Source organism: Moritella sp. Urea-trap-13 (assembly GCF_002836355.1).
Lineage (GTDB): Bacteria > Pseudomonadota > Gammaproteobacteria > Enterobacterales > Moritellaceae > Moritella.
In genome coordinates this window covers 131,034-155,233 of sequence record NZ_PJCA01000028.1, presented here as the reverse complement: position 1 = coordinate 155,233, position 24,200 = coordinate 131,034, and the positions used below count along the sequence as shown (strand labels likewise).

At 41.9% G+C, this 24,200-nt stretch carries 20 protein-coding genes and 9 tRNA genes; 14 read left to right on the top strand and 15 right to left on the bottom strand.

What is annotated here, in order from left to right; translation table 11 throughout:
• Positions 1 to 153: 153 nt before the first annotated feature.
• The 8 genes from CXF93_RS06765 to CXF93_RS06730 form a co-directional block, all read right to left on the bottom strand.
• Positions 154 to 229: transfer RNA gene (locus CXF93_RS06765), tRNA-Lys, on the bottom strand.
• A gap of 53 nt (positions 230 to 282) precedes the next feature.
• A tRNA-Val gene (locus CXF93_RS06760) sits at positions 283 to 358 on the bottom strand.
• A 39-nt stretch (positions 359 to 397) separates the two neighbouring features.
• A tRNA-Met gene (locus CXF93_RS06755) sits at positions 398 to 474 on the bottom strand.
• A gap of 52 nt (positions 475 to 526) precedes the next feature.
• Positions 527 to 602 (bottom strand) — tRNA-Lys (locus CXF93_RS06750).
• 52 nt (positions 603 to 654) lie between these two features.
• A tRNA-Val gene (locus tag CXF93_RS06745) sits at positions 655 to 730 on the bottom strand.
• Between the two features lie 39 nt (positions 731 to 769).
• A tRNA-Met gene (locus CXF93_RS06740) sits at positions 770 to 846 on the bottom strand.
• 23 nt (positions 847 to 869) lie between these two features.
• Positions 870 to 945, bottom strand: a tRNA-Lys gene (locus CXF93_RS06735).
• Between the two features lie 66 nt (positions 946 to 1,011).
• A tRNA-Val gene (locus CXF93_RS06730) sits at positions 1,012 to 1,087 on the bottom strand.
• A gap of 429 nt (positions 1,088 to 1,516) precedes the next feature.
• On the opposite strand from CXF93_RS06730, the gene CXF93_RS06725 reads away from it, so the two are divergent.
• Together CXF93_RS06725 and CXF93_RS06720 are read left to right on the top strand one after the other, a co-directional pair.
• Positions 1,517 to 4,021: a class I adenylate cyclase gene (locus CXF93_RS06725; RefSeq protein ID WP_101061665.1), complete on the top strand. Its 2,505-nt coding sequence runs from the start codon at positions 1,517 to 1,519 to the stop codon at positions 4,019 to 4,021.
• Positions 4,022 to 4,962: 941 nt separating this feature from the next.
• Complete coding sequence (locus CXF93_RS06720) at positions 4,963 to 5,619, top strand: Qnr family pentapeptide repeat protein (protein ID WP_157824422.1); 657 nt, start codon at positions 4,963 to 4,965, stop codon at positions 5,617 to 5,619.
• A gap of 675 nt (positions 5,620 to 6,294) precedes the next feature.
• Here the strand turns inward: CXF93_RS06720 and cyaY are convergent.
• The gene (gene cyaY / locus CXF93_RS06715; RefSeq protein ID WP_101061664.1) at positions 6,295 to 6,606 is read right to left on the bottom strand and encodes an iron donor protein CyaY; all 312 of its coding nucleotides are present in this window, start codon (positions 6,604 to 6,606) and stop codon (positions 6,295 to 6,297) included.
• Between the two features lie 76 nt (positions 6,607 to 6,682).
• Between cyaY and CXF93_RS06710 the strand changes: the two genes are divergently transcribed.
• The 8 genes from CXF93_RS06710 to CXF93_RS06675 all read left to right on the top strand — a co-directional run bounded on the left by CXF93_RS06710 (position 6,683) and on the right by CXF93_RS06675 (position 14,453).
• A complete protein-coding gene (locus tag CXF93_RS06710) occupies positions 6,683 to 6,892 on the top strand; it encodes a lipoprotein (RefSeq protein WP_101061663.1) in 210 nt (69 codons plus the stop codon).
• 66 nt (positions 6,893 to 6,958) lie between these two features.
• Entirely contained in the window at positions 6,959 to 8,215 is a 1,257-nt protein-coding gene (lysA, locus tag CXF93_RS06705; protein WP_101061662.1) for a diaminopimelate decarboxylase, read from the top strand.
• 38 nt (positions 8,216 to 8,253) lie between these two features.
• On the top strand, positions 8,254 to 9,084 hold the full coding sequence (gene dapF / locus CXF93_RS06700; protein ID WP_101061661.1) for a diaminopimelate epimerase: 831 nt from the start codon (positions 8,254 to 8,256) through the stop codon (positions 9,082 to 9,084).
• Positions 9,081 to 9,806, top strand: a complete 726-nt coding sequence (locus CXF93_RS06695; protein ID WP_101061660.1) for a DUF484 family protein — start codon at positions 9,081 to 9,083, stop codon at positions 9,804 to 9,806. The genes dapF and CXF93_RS06695 overlap by 4 nt, the downstream gene beginning before the upstream one ends.
• Positions 9,784 to 10,770: a tyrosine recombinase XerC gene (gene xerC / locus CXF93_RS06690; RefSeq protein WP_101061659.1), complete on the top strand. Its 987-nt coding sequence runs from the start codon at positions 9,784 to 9,786 to the stop codon at positions 10,768 to 10,770. The genes CXF93_RS06695 and xerC overlap by 23 nt, the downstream gene beginning before the upstream one ends.
• A complete protein-coding gene (locus CXF93_RS06685) occupies positions 10,770 to 11,486 on the top strand; it encodes an HAD-IA family hydrolase (RefSeq protein ID WP_101061658.1) in 717 nt (238 codons plus the stop codon). Before xerC ends, CXF93_RS06685 begins: the two co-directional genes overlap by 1 nt.
• Positions 11,487 to 11,532: 46 nt before the next feature.
• On the top strand, positions 11,533 to 13,701 hold the full coding sequence (gene uvrD / locus CXF93_RS06680; protein ID WP_101061657.1) for a DNA helicase II: 2,169 nt from the start codon (positions 11,533 to 11,535) through the stop codon (positions 13,699 to 13,701).
• 110 nt (positions 13,702 to 13,811) lie between these two features.
• Complete coding sequence (locus CXF93_RS06675; RefSeq protein WP_232784129.1) at positions 13,812 to 14,453, top strand: chromophore lyase CpcT/CpeT; 642 nt, start codon at positions 13,812 to 13,814, stop codon at positions 14,451 to 14,453.
• A 73-nt stretch (positions 14,454 to 14,526) separates the two neighbouring features.
• Here the strand turns inward: CXF93_RS06675 and rarD are convergent, their stop codons facing one another.
• The 3 genes from rarD to CXF93_RS06660 form a co-directional block, all read right to left on the bottom strand.
• On the bottom strand, positions 14,527 to 15,435 hold the full coding sequence (rarD, locus tag CXF93_RS06670) for an EamA family transporter RarD (protein WP_101061655.1): 909 nt from the start codon (positions 15,433 to 15,435) through the stop codon (positions 14,527 to 14,529).
• Positions 15,436 to 15,531: 96 nt separating this feature from the next.
• Positions 15,532 to 16,026 carry a thioesterase family protein gene (locus CXF93_RS06665; RefSeq protein ID WP_101061654.1) on the bottom strand — a complete coding sequence of 165 codons (495 nt, stop codon included), beginning with the start codon at positions 16,024 to 16,026 and terminating at the stop codon, positions 15,532 to 15,534.
• A 115-nt stretch (positions 16,027 to 16,141) separates the two neighbouring features.
• Positions 16,142 to 18,322: a hypothetical protein gene (locus CXF93_RS06660; RefSeq protein ID WP_101061653.1), complete on the bottom strand. Its 2,181-nt coding sequence runs from the start codon at positions 18,320 to 18,322 to the stop codon at positions 16,142 to 16,144.
• Between the two features lie 208 nt (positions 18,323 to 18,530).
• On the opposite strand from CXF93_RS06660, the gene recQ reads away from it, so the two are divergent.
• Positions 18,531 to 20,351 carry a DNA helicase RecQ gene (gene recQ, locus CXF93_RS06655; RefSeq protein WP_101061652.1) on the top strand — a complete coding sequence of 607 codons (1,821 nt, stop codon included), beginning with the start codon at positions 18,531 to 18,533 and terminating at the stop codon, positions 20,349 to 20,351.
• A 56-nt stretch (positions 20,352 to 20,407) separates the two neighbouring features.
• A complete protein-coding gene (locus CXF93_RS06650) occupies positions 20,408 to 20,701 on the top strand; it encodes a DUF3630 family protein (RefSeq protein ID WP_101061651.1) in 294 nt (97 codons plus the stop codon).
• A gap of 60 nt (positions 20,702 to 20,761) precedes the next feature.
• Here the strand turns inward: CXF93_RS06650 and CXF93_RS06645 are convergent, their stop codons facing one another.
• The 3 genes from CXF93_RS06645 to CXF93_RS06635 form a co-directional block, all read right to left on the bottom strand.
• Positions 20,762 to 21,127 (bottom strand): STAS/SEC14 domain-containing protein, encoded by a 366-nt coding sequence (locus CXF93_RS06645; RefSeq protein ID WP_101061650.1) that lies wholly within the window; start codon positions 21,125 to 21,127, stop codon positions 20,762 to 20,764.
• Between the two features lie 126 nt (positions 21,128 to 21,253).
• Entirely contained in the window at positions 21,254 to 21,385 is a 132-nt protein-coding gene (locus tag CXF93_RS06640; RefSeq protein WP_101061649.1) for a DUF3149 domain-containing protein, read from the bottom strand.
• 333 nt (positions 21,386 to 21,718) lie between these two features.
• Positions 21,719 to 21,794, bottom strand: a tRNA-Gly gene (locus CXF93_RS06635).
• Positions 21,795 to 22,099: 305 nt separating this feature from the next.
• Here CXF93_RS06635 and CXF93_RS06630 point away from each other — a divergent pair.
• A complete protein-coding gene (locus CXF93_RS06630) occupies positions 22,100 to 22,777 on the top strand; it encodes a 7-cyano-7-deazaguanine/7-aminomethyl-7-deazaguanine transporter (protein WP_101061648.1) in 678 nt (225 codons plus the stop codon).
• Positions 22,778 to 22,941: 164 nt separating this feature from the next.
• The gene (locus CXF93_RS06625) at positions 22,942 to 24,102 is read left to right on the top strand and encodes a 1-acyl-sn-glycerol-3-phosphate acyltransferase (RefSeq protein ID WP_101061647.1); all 1,161 of its coding nucleotides are present in this window, start codon (positions 22,942 to 22,944) and stop codon (positions 24,100 to 24,102) included.
• The last annotated feature ends 98 nt before the right edge of the window (positions 24,103 to 24,200 follow it).

The window sequence follows — 24,200 nt, the reverse complement described above, 5'->3', positions numbered from 1 at the left end:
TGGTTGATCTAAGATGGGGTTATTTAGAAAAAGGAGGGCGGTTTAAAGTGAAGTATTGATGTGGCTAGCGGAGGGATAATAGGGCTATCATCAAATTGCAGATATAAAAAAACCTCGATAAACGAGGTTTCTTTATTTATTCTTGTAAGAAAGTGGTGGGCTGTGAAGGATTTGAACCTTCGACCAATTGATTAAAAGTCAACTGCTCTACCAACTGAGCTAACAGCCCCCGTAGTCTTTCTTTTATAGTTTTACGTCTTATAACGTAACACCACAATAAAGTGGTGGGTCCTACTGGGCTTGAACCAGTGACCCTCGCCTTGTAAGGGCGATGCTCTCCCAACTGAGCTAAGGACCCACATTATTTTTTAGCGATAGTTGTGGCTATCGTATAAACTGGTTGCGGGAGCAGGATTTGAACCTACGACCTTCGGGTTATGAGCCCGACGAGCTACCAGACTGCTCCATCCCGCGACAATGCTGTTGTATACTGTTTCTCTAATAGTAAGAAAGAACAGTAAGAAAGTGGTGGGCTGTGAAGGATTTGAACCTTCGACCAATTGATTAAAAGTCAACTGCTCTACCAACTGAGCTAACAGCCCCCATAGTCTTTCTTTTATAGTTTTACGTCTTAAACGTAACACCACAATAAAGTGGTGGGTCCTACTGGGCTTGAACCAGTGACCCTCGCCTTGTAAGGGCGATGCTCTCCCAACTGAGCTAAGGACCCACATTATTTTTTAGCGATAGTTGTGGCTATCGTTTAAACTGGTTGCGGGAGCAGGATTTGAACCTACGACCTTCGGGTTATGAGCCCGACGAGCTACCAGACTGCTCCATCCCGCGACAATACTGTATTATAAAGAAAGTGGTGGGCTGTGAAGGATTTGAACCTTCGACCAATTGATTAAAAGTCAACTGCTCTACCAACTGAGCTAACAGCCCCCGAATTCTTTCTTCATAGTAAATCCCGTTACTTATCTTATAAAAGATATAACCAGACTTAATATATGGTGGGTCCTACTGGGCTTGAACCAGTGACCCTCGCCTTGTAAGGGCGATGCTCTCCCAACTGAGCTAAGGACCCCATACTTTCGATTAACATTGGTAACGTTGTTTTGAAGCAGCGCCCCTAATCGAGGAGGCAGATATTATCCAGATCCAATTCGTTATGCAACCCCTAAAGCAAATATTTTATTTAAATTGTTGAGTTGCGATCTTTTTTACTTCTTTTTGTTTACAAAATGTGCGGTGATCGTTTGTGCCAGCCGAATTTCTAATAATAGAGAACAAATTTATGAACGGCCACAATACTTGTGAAGCAACTATTTAGATGGTTTTAATCGACCCTCAAGCTTATCCATTTTAATAATGTGACTATTTTGGCGCTATAAGTTTACCATTATCTAGAAAACTGTTAGCATCATCACACTTCTGTGCCCGTCATATAAGTGATTTTTTAATGTTTAAAAGTCACTTAATAGTAAGCATGGTTTTCCTCATTTAAGGTTTTATTTTGCAGAATAAAATTGTTGAACTGAAGCAAAAAGCTAAGTTGTTTAATCAGCTTAGACTTGATCGTGCCTTGTCTATAATGGATGATAATGGCCGTGAAGTGACAGCTATTTTACCTCTTTTACTGCATTGTAATCACCCAAACCTACCTGTTTATCTCGATACAGCGGTGCCATATGGTATCTGTTTATTTACCCCCGATGAGCAACAGCAAGATTATTTAACCGCCTTAAATGTCGAATTAGTTGATGATGAATGTACCACCTGTTCGCCTATATACAGTTTATATGCCATGGGCAGTACCGGCTCTATCGGTCAGAATTGGCGTAGTGATCTGGATATTTGGGTTTGTCATGATCCAGTCATGAGTGCGGAACAAGCTGATTTATTAGAGCAGAAGTGCACGCTAATAACGGCGTGGGCTGAAACTTATCATGTAGAAGTTAATTTCTTTCTGATTGCCGAAGATAAGTTCCGAAAAGTAAATAATGCGGTGATGACAAAAGAAAGTTGTGGCAGTGCCCAACACTTTCTTTTGTTAGATGAATTTTATCGCAGTGCCTTACGGATCGCGGGTAAACCCAGCCTATGGCATATTTTACCGGTTGAATTTGACAATAATTATGATGATTATGTTGATGAATTGGTTGCCGATGGCGTACTTGATCGTAGCGAGTGGGTTGATTTAGGTGGTTTTCCACGTATTCCTGCTGAAGAGTATTTTGGTTCTGCATTGTGGCAGCTCTATAAAGGTATCGATTCTCCTTATAAGGCGGTATTGAAAACCTTATTAATGGAAGCTTACTCAGCTGAATACCCAAATAACCGTTTATTATCGCAAATAATGAAAGAAAACTTTCAGTTGGCATCTTCACAACAACTAGCTTCTTCACAGCAATTGGCATTATCACACGATACCTATTACCAGATTTTAATTAAAGTAACGGCTTATCTCGAAAAAATAGGCGATAACGCCCGTGTAGATTTATTACGTCGTTGTTTTTACTTGAAAATGTTTAGTGGTAATTGCGCTGCTGAAAAACTGGCGCGTCCAGAATGGCATCGCACGTCTGTTGCTGAAGTCATTAGTGAATGGCATTGGCATCCTGATCGTATTGCCCATCTTGATAACCGCGACAATTGGAAGATTGAACAGGTGCAAGAAGCGCATCCTGAATTATTGGATGCGATGATGAAGGGTTACCGTAATCTGATTGGTTTTGCTCGTCGCAATAATATCAGTGAATCGATTAATCCAGCAGATATCGGTATTTTATCGCGTAAGTTATATGCCGCGTTTGAATCTCTGCCGGGTAAAGTGACTTACATTAATCCGCAGATCTCGCCTGATTTATCCGAACACCAGCTCAGTTTTGTGCAAGTCCCCGATGGCCGCTTTAATAATGCCGGTTGGTACTTATATAACTCGTCGTTAGAGCCAATGCAGATTGTTGGTCGTAAACCTCTAGAGCATAACGGCTACCTCAGTAAATTGGTGGCCTGGAGCTACTTTAATGGCTTGATGGCTGATAAAACTCAGGTTGATATTTTTAACCAAGATTCAGATATGAATAGCGATGTGTTGAATTCATTCTGCAAAGATCTTAAAAATAAATTTCCGATCAATGCCAAACCCGCTTCTAATCAAGCATTGAGCCGTCCTTGTGAAATCCGCGATTTATCTATATTTCTGAATTTAGAACATGATCCGACGAACCATTGGGGTGGTCGTATTATTGAATTCGATACTAATACCAGTGATGTATTCTCGTTTGGTGATTGTAAAGCCTGCTTAGTGGGTAGCATCGATTTGATTTATCGTAATTCTTGGAATGAAGTACGGACACTGCATTTTTCTGGTGAAGAGCGTATTGTTGATGCGTTAACCACCATCATGGGAAAAATGCATCAAGATGCGACAGAACCTGATTCTATTAAGGTGTTTTGTTATAGCCTGCATTTTCGCGGTCTGATCCGTCACAGTTTCGAACGTTTGGTGCGTGACTGTATTAGTACTAGATTACAACGTGATAAAGATCAGATTGTTAAAATGCTGACCATTAGTGATGAGCGCTTTGGTATTTATTTTGAACGCCGTGGCGTGTCTATCCGTAAACTCGAGAGTTCGCTGGATCTGTACAACCATATCTCAGAGCGTAAGTTAGAGCAGATGCCATTACGAATTGATAAAACTACCACAGCTGAAGGTACGCCTTTGGCGGTTGAATCGCATTCATCAGAAGGCTTAGTACAATTCTTTTTTGAGAATTATAAAAACGGTTTTAACGTTTATATCGTTGATGAAGCTAACCGGGTAGAAACGTATCAACATTTAAGTGGCAATAAAGATGAGTTAATTAAAGGTGTGCATCGTTTTTATACCAATTCTCAAGAAGAATCGCGTAACGAAGGTACCTTTGCTAATTTCAACTTACCGCAGTTTTACGATATCGTCTATTCTGAAAATAAAGAATTAGAAGTCATTCCTTACGTATCGGCGAAATAGTCCCGCATTGTATATCAATCATTGTCACCTATTAGGTGATTTTATTGAAAACGACAACTTTTAGTTTTTAATTCGATTTTACACTGTAAGACATTGACCATTTTAACTGTAAGACTTTGATATTTTATTGTTGTGGGCTTATTCGTTTTCAGCCATGTGATACACCTTGTCATTGCTTTTAAGTTATTGATATTAAGATTGTAAATTTGTTTTGTGACCTAGATCTTGTATTTTTTATGCAAAAAAGTCGATTTATGCATTGCAGCAAAATGGGATTTCTCTATAGTAGGTATCCGTAAGGACGCAGACGTAGTTGGTAAGGATTACTAACTAGATATGGATTATCGAATAGGATTTACCACAGGATGTGGTCGCAAGGAAAAATCTTCAGGATGAAGATGTGATGGACACTCAACGGATATGAGTATAAAGGACACCTCCAGGATGGAGAGGAAATAAATCGGCTTGATTTATTGTACCAGGATGGTAATAAAAAATACCCGATGGATTGGGAGTTAAACCTAAAGGACATTAGGTAAGTCAATTTGCAGGGAGCAAAATTAGTTCAAGGATTGGGCTACACGACTATTTAAGGACGGCATTTATGCCGTCCTTTTCTTTATCCGCTGTTTTATTTTCACGTCTATTTTCAACGTTTCGCCAAGTGTTTGCCTTGCTGGTTTTTTGTACAATTCCTTGCAGGTATGGTGCATTTATGCCCATCTATGTTTAGCGCTCTTAACAAGGCTTATCGTAATCGCTGTTGAACATTCGGCTACGACTCAATTTGATTCTTTTTATCTTTACTACAGCGCTATTATCCAGCTTAAAATCGCCATTTGAATCATGTGTTTTCATTTCAATTTAGTCCTGTAATAGTGTTAGGTATGAGCTGCATGTTGGTAGTAATCTAAGGCTAATTCGAGCAAGAGATGAACATAATGAAGACCACCGATAACAAATTTATAGAAACCGATTTTAGCGAACAAGACCTTGAATCGATGATTTTTACACGCTGTGCCTTTTACCGTTGTGATTTTAATCATGCCCAGTTAAGTGATGCTGAGTTTGTTGATTGTAAATTTATCGAGCAAGGGGATATCAGCGGTTGCTGTTTTGATTATGCTGACTTGAAAGGCGCGAGTTTTAAAAATTGCGATTTAAATATGAGCCGGTTTATTGGTGCTGAGTGTTTTGGTAGTGAGTTTCGTGGCTGTAATTTAAAGGGCGGCGATTTTAGTCGTGCCAGTTTTGCTAATTATATTACCCAAAAAATCTTCTTTTGTTCTGTTTATATAACGCAATGTAATTTGAGTTATGCCAACCTTGCTGATCAGCGGTTGGAAAAATGTGAGTTGTATGAAAACCGCTGGACCGGCTGTAATTTAGTCGGCGCCTCATTACAGGGTTCTGATTTGAGCCGCGGTGAGTTTTCTCAAGAAAGCTGGTCGCAGTTTAATCTTCAGTATTGTAATTTAAGTCACGTAGATTTAACCGGTCTCGACCCGAGACAGGTTAATTTGTACGGTGTGACGATTTGCAGCTGGCAGCAGGAACAACTATTAGCGCCTTTTGGATTGATTATTAGTGGTGATTAATAAGGTAGAGTGATCTCGATCACAAATAAACAGCTGCTGATTTACAGGATACTGAAGATGAGTTTATCCACTTAAATTGACGTGTAAGAGATCGACTATTCATGCTCAGAGACATAGTACTTATATTCAGGGGTGATCCTCGGGTGTGAAGATATTTATTGCTGCTACTTTACTGCTTAAAGCCTATTCTCACGGTATTTATAGCAATTTTCACTGGAGAATTCGTGTCGTGGCAATAATTTAATTTTTTTTATCGCTATCTATTGTTTTTAGGTTTGTTATATTTGTTTCCAGAGAAGCAGGAAGCTCATCAGGATGATGACTTGGCCCTCTACTGAAACCGCAAGGATGTGGTGGATTACAAGGATAGCACTCACGGATTTTGAGTGAATAAAGGACACCTCCAGGACGGAGATGAGAAACAGGTTAGGATGACTTGTTAGGCTAGGATTGCCAAAGGAACAACTCAAAGGATTGGGGAAAAGTAAATCACCTAACGGATTAGGTAAAAACGTCTAAGTGCAGGGAGCACAATAAGTTCAAGGATATGAGCTATTACGACAACGTAAAAAGGCCGCATTAGTTATCTAGTGCGGCCTTTTTCTTTGCTTAAAATTTAGCAATTAGCTAAAGCATACCAATCACGTCTATTTACGTCATTGGTAGCATTGCATACTAGAAGTTAACGTCTTCACCGCCCTGATTTTTAACCGCGTCGGTCAATACCACAGATAAAGACTGCTGCGTGCGATTATCAATCCACACATCATTGTTAAATTCAAAGTGATGGCCATTGGCTTTTGTTGCTACCCAAAGCTGATGTAATGGTGCTTGTTTGTTCAAAATGATTTGCGAACCATCACGGCAGTATAGAGTCAAAATACTGTTGCTGTTTTCATAATCGAGCTCAACATCACTGTCATCAATGATCTCTTCAAAGCTAATTAATAGTTCATCTACTTGTTCGTGGAATTCTGAATCAGTCATTTTTTATTAATCCTATTGCTTTTAATTTTGTCAGTGCGATTATAAGGGATAGAATTAATTTATCATTGAGTCGGTTATGAGCCAAGCAAGAAAAACAACATTTATTACATTAGCCTTTCTATTTAGTGCTGGCTTACTGAGTGGTTGTGGTATTTCAGGTCCTTTATATGCACCTGGAACGGGACCTGATGCGGCGAAAGCCAAGCCAAAACAGGTAACAACACAGACAGCGACAAGTGTTGATAACAATACCGCGAGTGAGACGCCAAACGCTGCAGCAGAATAAACAAGCATTGTTGCATGATCGACAATGAATGGATGTGTTTACGAATTAAAGAAAAGGAATAGAGCATTGGATTATTTTAATTATCAGGATGATGGCCAGTTATTTGCGGAACAGTGTGCGATTGCAGACGTTGCAGAAAAATTTGGTACGCCAACATATGTATATAGCCGAGCGACAATTGAACGCCATTGGCACGCATTTAATGATGCTGCTGGTGAGCACCCGCACTTGGTTTGTTATGCGGTAAAGGCTAATTCGAATATTGCAGTGCTTAACGTGATGGCGCGTTTAGGATCAGGTTTCGATATTGTCTCAGGTGGCGAATTGTTACGAGTGATAGCGGCGGGTGGTGATCCAAGCAAAATAGTGTTCTCGGGTGTCGGTAAAACCATCGCTGAAATTAATTTAGCACTCGATCATCAAATTCATTGTTTTAATGTTGAATCGACATCTGAGTTAGAGCGCATTAATGAAATTGCGTTAAGCCGAGGTGTACAAGCGCCAATATCTATCCGCGTTAACCCGAATATTGATGCCGGTACGCATCCATATATCTCTACCGGTTTAAAAGAAAACAAATTCGGTATCGACATCGATCTGGCTGAAGGTGTTTATCAAGCGGCCAGCAAAATGCTGGGTATTAAATTAAACGGCGTTGATTGCCACATTGGTTCTCAATTGACTGAATTATCACCGTTTCTAGAGGCGGTAGATAAGTTGTTGGTATTAATTGATAAATTGTCAGCACAAGGCATCGTGCTAACGCATCTTGATGTCGGCGGCGGTTTAGGTGTGCCTTATGAAGGCGAAACGCCACCATTGCCAGCGGAATATGCACAGGCATTAAAAGATAAGTTAGCGGGTCGTAAACTGGCGCTTATTTTTGAACCGGGCCGTGCCATCATGGCTAATGCCGGTATTTTGGTGAGTAAAGTTGAATATATTAAACTTACTGAACATAAAAACTTTGCTATCGTCGATGCGGCAATGAATGATCTGATTCGTCCAGCGCTATACAGTGCATGGCAAGCGATTGCGCCAGTGAATAAATCATTAGTGCGTGAATCTCGCAATTATGACGTGGTTGGTCCTATTTGTGAAACTGGTGATTTCTTAGGTAAGAACCGTGATTTAACCATCGCTATGGATGATTATATTGTTGTACGCTCTGCCGGTGCATATGGCTCAACCATGAGCTCTAACTATAATTCTCGTAGTCGACCTGCTGAAGTGATGGTTGATGGTGATGTGGCGCATTTAATTCGTCGTCGAGAAGAACTGGCTGAGATCTGGAAAGACGAAGCGATTTTACCTGCACAGTAGTATTTACCTACAGAATGAAATAAGGGTTACAGGTTCATATGTTTATACAGTTTTCAAAAATGCACGGTTTGGGTAATGATTTCATGGTTGTTGACTGTGTGACCCAAAATGTATTTTTTAATAATGACAATATCCGTCGTTTGGCGGATCGAAATACCGGTATTGGCTTTGATCAACTGTTAGTGGTCGAAGCACCTTATGATCCTGATCTTGATTTTCACTATCGTATTTTTAATGCCGATGGCAGCGAAGTGGAGCAGTGTGGTAATGGCGCGCGCTGTTTTGCTAGTTTCGTGCGTCATAAAGGTTTAACCAATAAAAGTAAAATCTCGGTAAGTACTAGCTCAGGTAAGATCACGTTACAAGTGGAGTACGATGGTCAGATCACGGTGAATATGGGGGTGCCTGAATTAGCCCCTGATAAAATACCATTCCGTGCCAAGCAGCAGGAAAAAACCTATATTTTACGCGCCTTAGACAGCACGGTGTTTTGTGGTGCTGTGTCTATGGGCAACCCACATTGTGTCACGTTAGTCGATGACATCGATGCGGCGCCGTTGGCCGATCTTGGTCATGCGATCGCTCATCATGAACGTTTTCCTAACCGTGTTAATGCTGGTTTCATGCAGGTATTGTCACCGGAACATGCCAAGTTACGGGTATATGAACGTGGTGTCGGTGAAACACGTGCGTGTGGCACTGGTGCTTGCGCGGCAGCGGTTGTCGGTCAATTACAGGGGAAACTCGGTCAAGATGTGTGTATGGAACTGCCTGGCGGTAAATTACAAATATCATGGCGCGGTCCTGGTACACCGGTCTTTATGACTGGTCCTGCAACACTCGTTTACGATGGACAAATAAATATATGAGCGACGTTGCAGCGTCGATGTTAATCGCGGAACCGTCGGTGCTAACAGAGCAAGATGTGATTGCTTTTCTGCAGGCGGATCCGGATTTCTTTGTGCGTAATAATGATTTAGTCGACTCCCTACCGATATCGCATGGTGCGCAAGGCAGTGTGTCTTTGGTTACCTTGCGATTAGAACGTCAGCGTCAACGTATTGCCGAACTAGAACAACAGTTACAACAGTTAGTGGCTATTGCCGCTGACAACGATAAATTATTTCGTATCTATGCAGATATTTATACCGCCTTGTTTAATTGCACTTCAGTGATGCAAATGCAGCGTATTCTGGTGACGAAAATTCAATCGCAATTGCCTTTAGCTGCGGTTAATTTACATCTTAATGAAGCTTACTTTCATCTTAAATCACAATATCTGCCGCTGGCTATTTCAGCGGGACAGTTAGTGCGCATGCGTCAGCAGCAATTTGCCGGTGGTGACCATTACTTTGGTCCTGTGGCAGGTGTCGATAAAGCCCTGCTGTTTGGCCAAGATGCCTTGGTTAACTCAGTGGCCTTAATGGCACTGGGTGAGCGTGGCGAATATGGTTTACTCGCTATCGGTAGTGCCAACGCCGATCATTACCAAGCGGGCATGGATAACTTGCTGTTAGGTCAACTTTGCCGCATTATCTCTACCCTGTTACCGCAACTGATGCCTTTACGTGACAACGCCATCAAAAAATAATATCGCCGCAGGTAGTGACCTACCTGCACCGTGCGATCTACCTGTACAATTGCTTAAACCGATTGAACGGTTTTTACGTTATATCACCAGTGAGCGCCAATTGAGTCTGCATACTGCGCGTAACTATCGCCGTCATCTGACCTTATTCGCCGAGCAAATGCTGACATTTCCGCTCACGGAATGGCGTGCGCTTGATGCATCCCAAGTACGTAAGTTAGCGACTTTAAATCATAAGTTGGGTTTATCGCCGCGCAGTCTGGCGACAAAATTATCCGCCTTGCGCAGTTTTTGTGATTATTTGGTACTGCAAGGTGATTTGAGTGCCAACCCTGCTAAAGGTGTATCAGCCCCCAGACAACATAAATCATTACCCAAAAATCTGGATGTCGATGAAATTAATCAATTACTCGCGGTTTCCAATGCAGAAGAAAAAGATGCTCCGTTTTTAGTGCTGCGTGATAAAGCCATGATGGAGTTGATGTATTCGGCGGGTTTACGGTTAGATGAACTGGTTAATTTAGATTTAAAAGACGTTAAACTAAGTGAAAAAACCATGCGCGTGATTGGTAAAGGCGATAAACAGCGTCAGTTACCTATCGGCAGTGTCGCGATCACCGCATTAAAAGCATGGCTGAAAGTACGCTGTGAATATGCTGATAGCGCGCAACCGGCATTATTTGTCAGTCAGCTGCGCCGTCGGATCTCACATCGTAGTGTGCAAAGCCGTATGGCGAAATGGGGACAACAACAAACACTCACCAGTCATGTGCATCCGCATAAATTACGCCATTCATTTGCCACCCATATGCTCGAATCCAGTGGCGACTTACGTGCCGTACAAGAATTATTAGGGCATGCTAATATCAGTACCACGCAGATCTACACCAGTTTAGATTTTCAACATCTAGCTAAGGTATATGATGCTGCGCACCCTCGCGCAAAGAAAAAGAACAGAGAGGATTGATGAAATTCTATCGACGATTACAACAGATTAAAGCCATGAGTTTCGATCTTGACGATACCTTATATGATAACGGTCCTGTGGTGCGCCGCGCCGAGGCTTGGATGCACATGCATTTACGCAGCCAATATCCACACATTACGCATTTAGATAACAATGCTTGGTTGCTATTAAAGCGCCAGGTTATGCATCAACAACCGAGCTTGGTACATGATGTCAGTGCGATGCGCATTGCTTGCTTAACCGCATTATTTTTACGTCATGGTTATAGTGAACAAGACGCGCGCTTTGTTGCCGAAGATATTTTTACGCAAGTACTGGCCGTGCGCAGTGACTTTGTCGTACCTGAAAATACTTTTGCGGTGTTATCTGAACTGGCGAGTAAAGTCCCGTTAATTGCAGTAACCAATGGCAATGTCGATACTGATAAAATTGGCCTAACGCCGTTCTTTACTGCAGTGATAAAACCGGGCAATGGCTTGAGAATGAAACCCTATCCGGATTTATTTACCCTTGCGGCAGAAACCTTAGCATTACCACCTCAACATATTCTCCATGTTGGTGATCACCTTAAGTCTGATGTGGCTGGTGCAATCAGCAATGGCTTTATGTCAGCTTGGTTTAATGATCAACAACAATCGTTAATGACCAGTAACAAAAGCAGTCATTTACCCGATATTGAAATAACGCACTTGGATGAATTAACAAGCCTGTTATAATCCTTTTATTCTACTGATTAAATATACAGTCTAAGGTGACTAAATTATGGATGTATCTCTCTTACTGGACGGCCTCAATGATGAGCAGCGTAATGCCGTTGCGGCCCCACCATCAAGCATGCTGGTTTTAGCTGGCGCAGGTAGTGGCAAAACCAGAGTATTGGTACATCGCTTAGCTTGGTTAATGCAGGTTGAAGACTGCTCACCTTATTCTTTATTAGCAGTAACCTTTACTAATAAAGCCGCCGCAGAAATGCGTGGCCGTGTTGATAAGCTATTAAAAGGCCGCCAGCAAGGCATGTGGATTGGTACCTTCCATGGTATCGCTCACCGTCTATTACGCGCCCACCATCTCGATGCCGGTCTGCCAGCTGAATTTCAAATTATTGACAGTGATGATCAACTGCGTTTATTAAAACGTTTGATCAAAGCCATGAATCTAGATGAAAAGCAGTGGCCAGCAAAACAAGCGATGTGGTATATCGGCGGTAAAAAAGACGAAGGTCTACGCCCTGAACATTTACAGGCTTATGATCCGATTGAACGTACCTGGATCAAGATTTATCAAGCCTATCAAGAATCTTGTGATCGTGCTGGTTTAGTCGATTTCGGCGAACTGTTATTACGCTCACATGAACTTTGGTTGCACAAACCGCATATTTTAGCCCATTACCAAGAGCGTTTTTCTAACATCCTAGTAGACGAATTCCAAGATACCAATAATATCCAATATGCGTGGCTACGTATGCTGACGGGTGATCGCGGTAACTTGATGATCGTGGGTGATGATGATCAGTCTATTTATGGCTGGCGTGGCGCGCAAGTAGCAAACATCCAACGCTTCTTAACTGATTTTGAAGGTTCAAAAACCATTAAGCTTGAGCAGAATTACCGTTCGAGCAGTAATATTTTGAATGCCGCCAATGCGCTTATCGTCAATAACAGCGAGCGTATGGGCAAAGAATTATGGACCGAAGATAAAGAAGGTGAACCGATCTCCTTGTATGCGTCATTCAATGAAGTCGATGAAGCACGTTTTGTCGTTGGCCGCATTAAAGAGTGGCAAGATAAAGGCGGCTCACTCAGTGATTGCGCGATCTTATACCGCAGCAATGCCCAGTCTCGCGTCGTGGAAGATGCATTATTACAAGAACAACTCGCTTATCGTATCTATGGTGGACTACGTTTCTTCGCGCGTCTTGAAGTGAAAGATGCGATGGCTTATATGCGCCTGAAGAATAACCGCGATGATGACGCTGCATTTGAACGTATCGTCAATAAACCTACCCGTGGTATTGGTGATCGCGCATTGTCATTATTACGAGATGCGAGTCGTGAACAGGGCTCAACCTTGTGGCAAGCCGCGATCTATTTACTCGATAACAATTTGATCGCCGGACGTGCAGCAAGTTCGATCCGTAAGTTTGTTGAGCTGATCACCGAACTTGATAACGATGTTGCTGAGTTAGCGCTACATGAACAAATCGATCACGTGGTATTACACTCGGGCCTTAAATCTATGTACCAACTGGAGAAAGGCGAGAAAGCCCAATCCCGTATTGAGAACTTAGACGAACTCGTTTCTGCTGCCCGTGGTTTTAAGATCCCTGATGACAGTGAAGAAATGACCGAGTTATCGGCATTCTTAGCTTTTGCGGTATTAGAATCTGCAGAAGGCCAAGCGGATGAATTTGAAGATGCAGTGCAATTGATGACATTACACTCGGCAAAAGGTTTGGAGTTTCCAGTAGTCTTTATGGTGGGTGTTGAAGAGGGCATGTTCCCAAGTCAGCAATCGACCGAAGAATCAGGCCGTATGGAAGAAGAACGCCGTCTTTGTTATGTGGGTATAACCCGTGCAATGAAAAAACTCTACATTAGTTACGCTGAGTCACGTCGTTTATACGGTAAAGAGATGAATCACCGTCCATCACGTTTCATCCGTGAAATACCTGAAAAGTACATTGAAGAGATCCGTTTAAAAACCCAGATCCGCCAACCAACGCAGTTTGGACGTTTTAGTGCCGGTGCTGAAAAAATGTCATTTGAGTCTACGGGTTATCAATTAGGTCAGCGTGTATTACATGCCAAATTTGGTGAAGGTATTGTGATGAATTATGAAGGCAGTGGTCCACAATGTCGCATTCAAATTGAGTTCGATCAACTCGGTAGTAAATGGTTGGTAGTATCTTACGCTAGATTGCAGGCTCTATAGTCAGATTCAACTTTTTGTAGTATAGTTGCGCGATTTTTTAGGATAGTATCACTGCATACTACACGCTAACTTGGACGTTAGCGCTACCTATGTGGCTACAGGGAGTTATTTTGATATTACGATTTATCGTCGCGCTTATGTGCCTATTCAGCTCATTCGCTTATTCTGCTGTATTTAAATCAGAAAATACCGCGTTATTAAAGCAATGGCTAGTGGGCATTCATCGCTCTACAAACGATGTTATTCAAGGACGTGAAGTTAATATCGGCCTGCAAATATTACCGATTTGGCAAGAGCGTATTGATGGCGAATGGTTGTATATCGAGAGTAATATTATTGACTCGGCAAACAAACCATTCCGCCAGCGTATTCTGCAGCTCGTCGCCACGCCCAACGGTCTTATTCGTTTATACAGCTACACGATCCCACGTGCATCTGATTTTGCTGGTGCTTATTATTTCCCGCAAGTATTAGCCAGTTTGACTCAGTCTCAACTTAGTATTAGCGGTAACTGTGAGTTACTCATTGAGTTAAAAGTGACAAGTACCTTCGTTGGAGAAACTGATGCGAATTCTTGCTTTACGAATTCCGGAGCCGCATTACTAACGACTTTTTTCGCGGTATCAGAAGTGAATATCTCATTTTTAGACGGTGGTTATGACAAGTTTGGCAATTTAGTACCAGGTCGACTTGAAGTACCTGTCACGTTTTTGAAGCTGGAAGATTATGCTTTGCATGAGGATAACGAATAACATCAGCGCTCAGTAACAATTGACCTGAGGGCTGATGGTGAACTCTATACTTGTATAGTCATGTTGAATCGAGTTATGTAGACTTTAATTTTGCCCGTTGATGACGGTTATTTTTAAAACCATCAATGCTAAATACCACTAATGCTGCCCAAATAAATCCAAAGGTCATCAGCGTTTCAGTGTTTACCACTTCATCATACAGAGTCACACCGAGAATAAAGATCAATGTAGGGCCGATATACTGGAAGAAACCTAATGTTGATAACGGTAAGCGTACCGCTGCATGATTAAAGCACAATAGCGGTATTGTAGTAACAAAAGCGGCACTGAGTAACAGTAAATTAAGGTGCAGGCTATTAGCGCCGAGATCTGATGTCGCAGAGTCCGCAAAGATAAATAGATAAGTTGCCGCGATAGGCAGCATGATAATAGTTTCAATCAACAGACCAACCAGTGCATTGAGCTTTAACTTCTTACGCAGTAACCCATAGAAACCAAAACTACAGCTTAATACCAACGCCACCCAAGGTAGATAACCGAGTGTGAACACTTGGATCAAGATGCCGATCACCGCCAGTAAAATAGCCGCCCACTGTAACTTACGCAGTCTCTCAGATAAAAATACCATGCCGAGAAAAACGTTAATAATCGGGTTAATAAAATAACCTAAACTGGCATCGAGTAAGTGATCGTTATTCACTGCCCAGATATAAGTTAACCAGTTAATACTGATCAGTAATGATGTGCAGAGCAGTAATAACACGTTCTTAGGCACGGATAATACCGACTTTACCATTGGCCATAATTTAAATAGGCTGAGTAATGCGGCAATTAAAATACATGACCACAGCGCACGATGGGCTAAAATCTCATACGCTGGTACTTGCTGTAATTGTTTAAAATAGAGCGGTGCCATGCCCCACATTACATAAGCGAGAACGGCGAATATCACCCCGTGCTTAGTATCATTGTTGGTTGTCATTGGTTATGCCAGCGGTTTTTATAGGAATAAATAGGTCGGCTAGCATAACAATGATGGATAATCAGCGATAGTGATATTAATTATCTTTGCGATTGGCTAACCAACTAAATAGGTGCCGGTACCAAAAGCAATGTGTACCCCAGCTTGATTGTGCAATTCCATTCGCGTTACTGCTACCTTGTTACCAGATCGGATAATCTGTGCTGTGGCGGTAAACTCATCTCCCCAGCCTGGACGTAAATAGTCGACGCGTAAGTCGATGGTACCCAGTGATTTCAGGTTGCTATGGAAGTTAGCGGCACTTTTGGTGGTCATTTGTGGAATAGCTGCCGCAGCAACTAACATACCGCCTGCTACATCAAGCAGACTTGCAGTCACCCCGCCGTGGAGTATTTTCCGGATCGGGTTGCCAATCAGCTTATCATCCATATTGATCCGTAATTCGATACTGTCAGTGGTGTAACTGGTGATCCGCATACCAAGTAAATCATTAAAGGGCATTTGATTCATAAACATATCACTGATGAAATCGAGCATCTGTTGTTCAGTGAGCTCTTGGTCAATTACGTCTTGCTCGGTTATTATTTGCATGCATCCTGCTTAAGCTTGGTGGTTAATTAATTTTTCACTAAGTTCATGAGTTACGTTAAGGTAACTCAGTTTTGCAGCGAATACACCTGAAATTGTCTATTCGCTTACTTTTCTTTTATGTCGCGGGCTGTTCTGGGATCAAAATAACACCTTGATAACCAGTGAGCGTAATGGTGTCGGTAAGCTTACCTAGGCTGCCATCGGCATTCAGTCTGCGGTATTGACCCGGTAACGCAACGGTCGTTGTAGCTTGCTGACCAAATATTTTATTTTTACCATGCAGATCTGTGTAGTAGAGGATTAACCCTTGTTGGTATAGTCGGGCTATCACAGCTGTCTTGGGTGGTTGTACTTGCTGCCAAGGGAATGTGCTTGTCGTTTGCTGGTGCAGGTAAAACCAATGGCTCGGGGTAATTGATAGCAGTTGATCATTGACGCTGAGTTGGTTATCACGACTGGTGGCGATAATATTATTATCCGCATCGACATAACTGACCGCGGGGTAATTAGCGGGTGCAGCAATCGGTTTACCAATGTCATGGCGTAACATGCTGGTTGGTTGGTAAGCTACATTTTTAGGAATACCGGCTTGATAGAAATTATCGCTTTCGGTATTTGCACTAGAATAGTAAAAGCTATTATTCCATTGCTGGTAAAAATCGAGGCTGGGATTATTCAATAAATAAAAGATCGCCAGATTGGTACTTTTATCATGTTCCCAGTTGGCAGCGGTATGACCTTGCCAGCTAACTTTTCCGCCTTTGCGGGTATTGGCCATCAGTATATTACGTTTCCCTTGCGCGACCAGAACAAAGTGTTCCCAGCGTTGCAGTAGCCCATCCCTGTGGGCTAATCCCATGCTTGGGTGAATATAATCTTCACGGACAAAGAAGTTAAAGCCGTTTTTCACTGGCAATAAGTCTGGTTCGGTAAATAAGTTCAGGTTTGAAATATTAGCGCCTATCCAGCGTTCCGTTCCTGCTTGCTGTAATTTTTGGGTAAATGCGCTGAGTTGCTGCCAATAGTGTGGACTTACTTGTTTGATTGGCAGTTGTAGCTCCAATACCTTACCTTCATTGCTACTCGGGAATTGCACTTTTCCTGGGATCCGATATAAATCATCATTGTAAGCGCCGACAAAGCCTTGCGCTTGCCAATGTTGATCTAGATATTCAGCCAATAACTTACGATTGGCGACGGTGAATAAGTTGGTATAACAAAATGAAGATTGTGGACTCCACATACGACCGAGGGGGACGAGACGAGCTTGATAGGGGAAGCGTGCACTGGCTTGGTTATTTTTGCGCATTGCGTATTCTCGATCATCGATATAATTATCTTTATTGATATCATTCACTGGATCCCAACCAGAGATAGTGACCTGCTGTTTGTCCCCATGTTGAGTGATGTTATACCAGGAAGGTAAATTGATACCTGCTAGCTGTAGCCCTGTTGATGGTGTATTGATGGTTATTTTGAGCACAAAAAAACGTGCGTGAGCCACCGACGTTTGTTGATTTAATACCAGCGTAAATGCCACTCTTGGCCAGCTTTTGGGTGGCAGCCAAGATACTTTGGTTGTATTACTTAATGCGCTTTTAGTTAATGGTTGCCAGTCTGTATCTTCATTTTTGGGATTCGATGATGAACGGTCTATGGCCTTTGTCGCATAGGCAATATTAACGCTGGAAGCGGCGAGTTGCTGGTTCTCGTCTGAGTGTTTAAATTGCAGGGTTAAGCCATCGAGCTTTTCTGATGAGAGTAGATATAACGTCTGTTGGTTGACCAAGGTTACCGGTTGTTGCAGTGGCATCGTCAGTAATTTAATTGGCGCTGCGTGTGAGTCGCTATTTTTAATGGCGACGACTTCAGGTACACCATAAAGGGGCGTTAGGTGGCCGTTGGTGTTTTTCGGTAATGGCATTTCAGTATCATTTTGGAAGTGTAAAAACAGGGATTCATAGTCTTGCTGAGATTGGCTGAGTTGGTGACGTAAATACTGCTCTTTAACGCCCATTTTCCACTCTAGTTTTTGGTTATACATATAATCTATTCTGGCGACTTTTTTGGTGGCATGTTGGTAATGGCCGCCAATGCTAATATCGGCATGATTTTCTTCCCAGCGAGATACGGTTTCAGGTGTGCTAAATTGTTGTTGCCAATCTGGCGCTGTGGAACTTTGGTGTTGGCCAGTTAATACCCAAGCAGTACCAGCCGATGGAAATACTTGGCTGTTAGTTGTTGGAACGATAGCAATAAAGCAAATAATTAAAATAACCTGTTTGCATCTATTCAAATTGAATGTCCTTTTCGATTAGCGAGTTACTACCTATTCACACCTTAGTTTAGGCCAATTTTATGCACTGGATTATTTTGTTAATGTCGATCTGCTGATTTTGTTTTTACTAGTGTTTGTTTACAGCATGTATATACTGCTAAAATCGTGGATTCGCAGATTCGATGAACTGCGTACCCCCAATTATTTATATTGAGATCGAACCACCATGACTGCAACCGTTTCTACCCTGCCATCCGCGCAACAAGTGCTTGAAAGTGTTTTTGGTTATCAACAATTCCGCATGGGTCAGGAAGAGGTGATCGCACATGCGGTTGCTGGTCTCGATAGTCTCGTTATTATGCCTACAGGTGGCGGTAAATCATTATGCTATCAAGTGCCAGCATTGGTGCGAGGTGGTTTAACCATAGTGCTGAGCCCACTTATTTCCTTGATGAAAGATCAGGTCGATGCATTACGTGCCAGTGGTGTCGCGGCTGCGTATATGAATTCTAGCTTGGCGCGCCAAGAATCAGCTCAAATCTATAATGATCTACAGAACAACCGTTTACAGGTTTTGTATTTATCACCAGAACGTTTGATGGTGGGGGATTTTTTACAATACCTGCAGCAATTTCCAATCAGTTTGTTTGCCATTGATGAAGCCCATTGTATTTCCTCTTGGGGTCATGACTTTCGACCTGAATACAATGAATTAGGAAAGTTAAAACAGTTTTTCCCGAATGTACCTATGATGGCATTAACGGCAACCGCGGATGATGCCACACGCTTAGACATTCTTAATCAATTGCAAATGCATGAGCCGAAAGTGAGTATGTCGAGTTTCGATCGACCTAACATTCGTTACTCACTGGTGGAAAAATTCAAAGCGTTAGATCAACTTAAGCGTTATGTAAAACAGCAGGATGGTGTCAGTGGTATCGTTTATTGCACCAGCCGTAAACGTGTTGAAGAAGTTGCTGAAGGCCTAAGTCGTGCTGGCTTTGATGCCAAACCTTATCATGCTGGGTTATCGCAGCAGGAACGCCAAGAAACTCAAGAAACTTTCATTCGCGATGAACTTGATATCGTGGTGGCCACGGTTGCCTTTGGTATGGGTATCAATAAACCCAATGTGCGTTTTGTGGTGCATTATGATTTACCTAAAAATATCGAATCGTACTATCAAGAAACTGGTCGTGCAGGGCGTGATGGCTTACCAGCTGAAGCATTATTGATGTTTGATCCGGCCGATATCATGCGCGTGCGTTATATGGTTGAACAAACTGAAAACGAACAACAGCAGCGGGTGGAAATGCACAAGCTCAATACCATGGTGGCGTTTGCAGAAGCACAAACTTGTCGTCGTCAGGTATTACTGAATTATTTTGGTGAGTTTAACGATAAGCCCTGTGGTAACTGTGATATTTGTCTCGATCCGCCGAAGCGTTATGACGGTGCTGAAGATGCGAAGATGGCATTGTCGTGTGTGTATCGCGTTGGCCAAGCCTTTGGTATGGCGTATGTTGTTGATGTCTTAAGAGGCTCGCAAAACCAACGCGTGAAAGAACGTGGTCACGATAAGTTGTCGACGTTTGGCATTGGTAAGGCTAAATCGCAAGAGCATTGGTTAAGTGTGCTGCGCCAGTTAATTCACAGCGGGTTACTGTTGCAAAACATTACCCGTAGCTCGGTATTGCAGTTAACCGAAGCGGCGCGCCCGGTATTACGCGGTGAGCAGGCATTGGAATTAGCCGAACCACGCTTACAGCCTATTACCAATGTAGATAAAGCACCAAAACGCAGTAGTCGTATCGCTAATTTTAATTATGATCGCAAACTCTTTGCTGCACTGCGTAAGTTACGTAAAGACATTGCCGATAGTGAAAATATTCCGCCGTATGTGGTGTTTAATGACGCGTCATTAGCCGAAATGGCGGAGATAAAACCGCAAAATGAAGCTGAAATGTTAGATATAAATGGCGTTGGTCACGTTAAATTGGAACGCTTCGGTCGTCAATTTTTGACTAAAATAGCGGCTTACGACTAGTTTTATCTGACGCATAATCAGATCGTATTTTATGAATAATAGGGAAGGATAAAACCATGAGCTGGACTCTCGCAACACAACAAGCAACGGCTAATATTTTGATGTTAGAGCATGCGACATTGAATTTTGAAAATTTTACCGCACTGGCACCAACCTTGGTGGCGGTATTAGACGCGCGGGTATGTGATAAAAATTGGGGCGCAGACCGTCATGCTTGGGTATTAGAATACCAAGATATTAATTTATTATTTGAATTTGAAGACTACACCAGCAGTGCATGGTTGGCGGTTGCCCGTGAAGAAGAGCAGGGCGCTCTTATTGAAATAGCTGCAAAGTTGAAATCGCAGTAATGTTGAAATTGCAGCAAAGCTAACGGCCAGTTAGTTTTATTCTACTATCCCTATTAAATATTAAAAAATTTCTTCTTCGTTAAACCATAACTCAGCCTGTAAAGTCGTTGAAAAACTTTCAACTTCGATCGGGTTGATCGCTTCAATCGTTGTTACCAGCGTATGCAACCATTTCGGTTCGGCAATAAACGCTATTTTATGCCAGTATTGCCAATACTTTATCCCCATCATCGCATCATCAACCAACGCATGTAGCTCGAATCCGGCAAAATCATTGGCGAATATAACGCAGACATTCACTTGCTGATGCTGTTTGAGGATATCGGCGATCACCGGTTCTAATACGGTTTCGTAATCATTGTGGGTGATGGTTTGTGACAGGTTAATAAATAGATTGGCTTCAGCTAGATTGATAATAGTGATCATGGACATCTCCGGTTGGTTGAATGTCCTTAATTAGGCGGCGTAAAGCGGCTAACATTCATGATGATACATTAATTATAGTCGCTATTTGCTGATAATTATTGAGGTGTAGCGATTAACCTTGGGTGGTTATCGGCTTTTCACAATAAACATACTGATGAGTACGCTAACAATAATAAAGGTCAGTGCAATCACGCTAAATGAAGCAATGCCAACAGTATCAGAAAAAAGATCGCTTAAAAGTTTAGTCCAGATATCCATCGTGTTCATCCTTTATTAGTCAGTGATTATGTTATGAGTTACTTATTTATGGGTAATCATAACAAGTTGAAAAACAAGGAAACTGATCCAGATCAGTGAATGGTTTTGTTACCGTAATGTTATTTTAAAACTGTGATGAGACGATATAATGATGTATTTACGCGGTGTTATTTGGTGTGGTATGCCGATCCAGACATATTGGTAAGAAAGCATGATTTTTAACATAATAAAGGTGTGTTTCAGAGGGGGGATTGTGAAACCGAATTACTGTGGGCATCACTTGCTTAGAATATTACTTACAAAAAAAGCCACTCGATGAGTAGCTTTAATGTTTGGAGCGGTCAGCCAGGATTCGAACCTAACGTTTTCAACTTGGAAAGCTGATGTAATGCCATTATACGATGTCCGCATGGGTGAAGATATTAACCTCGTTTTATCGTCGTGTAAACGACGTAAATGTAAGAGTTTGTAAGCCGCGCTGTAGCATTAAAGAGGGTTGGGGCTACGTTTGGATAAGCGGTACTGGTCATCTTTTTTCCTACGGGTTCGTCACACCATGCACTCATTCGGAGTGAATTTTTTATGTCTGAAATATAATTACATTGAATTCAAGGCCAGCTTTTGTATAATGCCCGTCCGCCTGTTTCAATTGAAAGGGCGGATACAATTTGCATGGGTTCCCTCACCCCATGAATTTAACTAAAAAGGTTTATTATGCGTGAATTAACTGCAATGCAGACGCGTCAAGCGTTGATCTGTCTCTCTTGTTTTCATATTTTAGTGATCACAGCGAGCAACTATTTAGTCCAACTTCCAATAAATATATTTGGTTTCCACACGACGTGGGGAGCATTTACATTTCCGTTTATCTTTTTAGCAACCGATCTGACTATTCGTGTCTTTGGTGCTGGCATGGCAAAACGCATTATTGCGCAAGTTATGTTACCGGCATTAGTGATCTCGTATGCGTTATCCGTGGTGTTCTTTGAAGGTAGTTATCAAGGATTTGCTGGTTTAAGCGAGTTTAATAGTTTTGTTGGGCGTATTGCGCTGGCAAGCTTTTTGGCTTATCTATTCGGTCAGGCGCTTGATATCGTTGTTTTTAATCGTTTAAGACAATTAAAAACCTGGTGGGTTGCACCAGTATCATCAACGGTATTTGGTAACTTAATCGATACTATTATATTTTTCTTTGTGGCCTTCTACCAAAGTTCAGATGCCTTTATGGCGGCTAACTGGGTTGAAATCGCAACGGTGGATTACGGCTTTAAATTATTGATTAGTTTGGCTATATTCTTACCATTATATGGTGTGCTATTAACTAAATTGGCAAGTGTTATTACTTTTCAAGGTAATAGTAACAACAACCTCACGAGTGCAAAACTGAGTTAGTAAAACTTAGCGAGCACGAGGGCGAAAGGCGCTAAACTGATTCATCGAGCTGTGAAAAGTTTAGCGCCTTTTTTGTTTTATTACAGTAAATGTATTGGTAGTTAAGGTATAATCGCCGCGTCCCTGATTTTACGCTTTTAATTTACACGCAATTGAGGTGCCGAATGGCAACTGACGTCGGTTTATACGATGATATTCGTCCTTTTAATGATGACGAAATAGCCAGTGTTGTTGAACGCTTGGTTAACGATAAAGAATTTATTACTGCGATCGCGCATTTTCAATTCCCACGCTTGATCAAAAATTTTAGTTGGGTGATATTCCCAATGATCCGCATATTGTTACGCCGTAAATGTCGCAATATTACGAGTGTGAGTGAAATTCAACACGAAGTGATCGCTTATATGGAAAAAATGATTGCGACAACCACAACTCAAGTAACCTTTAATGGTACCGAGAAGTTGGATAAAGATAAGAATTATTTATTCATTTCCAATCACCGCGATATAGCCATGGATCCAGCATTTGTAAACTGGGCATTACACCATCATGGCCTTGATACTGTGCGTATTGCTATCGGTGATAATTTATTGAAAAAGCCATTTGTAGCAGATTTGATGCGCTTAAATAAAAGTTTCATTGTAAAACGCTCAGCCAAGGGTGTACGTGAAATGATCGCGGCCTTTAAGTCACTATCGGGTTATATTTCGCATTCAATCAAAGCAGAACACCAATCTATTTGGATCGCCCAGAAAGAAGGTCGTGCTAAAGACGGTAATGATCAGACTGATCCGGCGATTTTAAAAATGATGTATATGCATGGTAAGGGCGAGAAAATTAGCTTTCCCGAGTACATGAAATCATTAAATATCGTGCCGGTGGCGATCTCTTATGAATTTGATCCAAACGATGCGGCGAAAGCCAATGAGATTTGTCAGTTAGCGACTGCTGGTGAGTACAATAAAGCTGAATTTGAAGATATTGATAGTATTGTGCAAGGTATTGTCGGCTTTAAAGGCCATGTTAATGTCACCTTTGGTGACGTTATTACCGATGATATTACCGATGATATTGCCGATGCCAATGAATTAGCGCTGCGTATTGATCAAGTCATCGATAATAATTACCACCTGCATAGCACTAATTTATTAGCCGCTGAACAATTACATGCTACCGCTGAATATAAGCAGGCGGCGAGTTCGGTAACCGCAAGTCAACGCGCTAAATTTGCTGCGCACTTGCAAACGATACCAACCGAGTTGCATGCGACTGTATTGGCTGGTTATGCGAAATCAGTAGAGAAGCAGCTAACTATAGATGCTTAATGGCTGATTAATAGTGGTTATTTAGATGTGATTTTTAAGCCCAGTATCGCTGGGCTTTTTAGTGCCTGAAATTCAGGGGAAAAATTATTTTAAGTTTT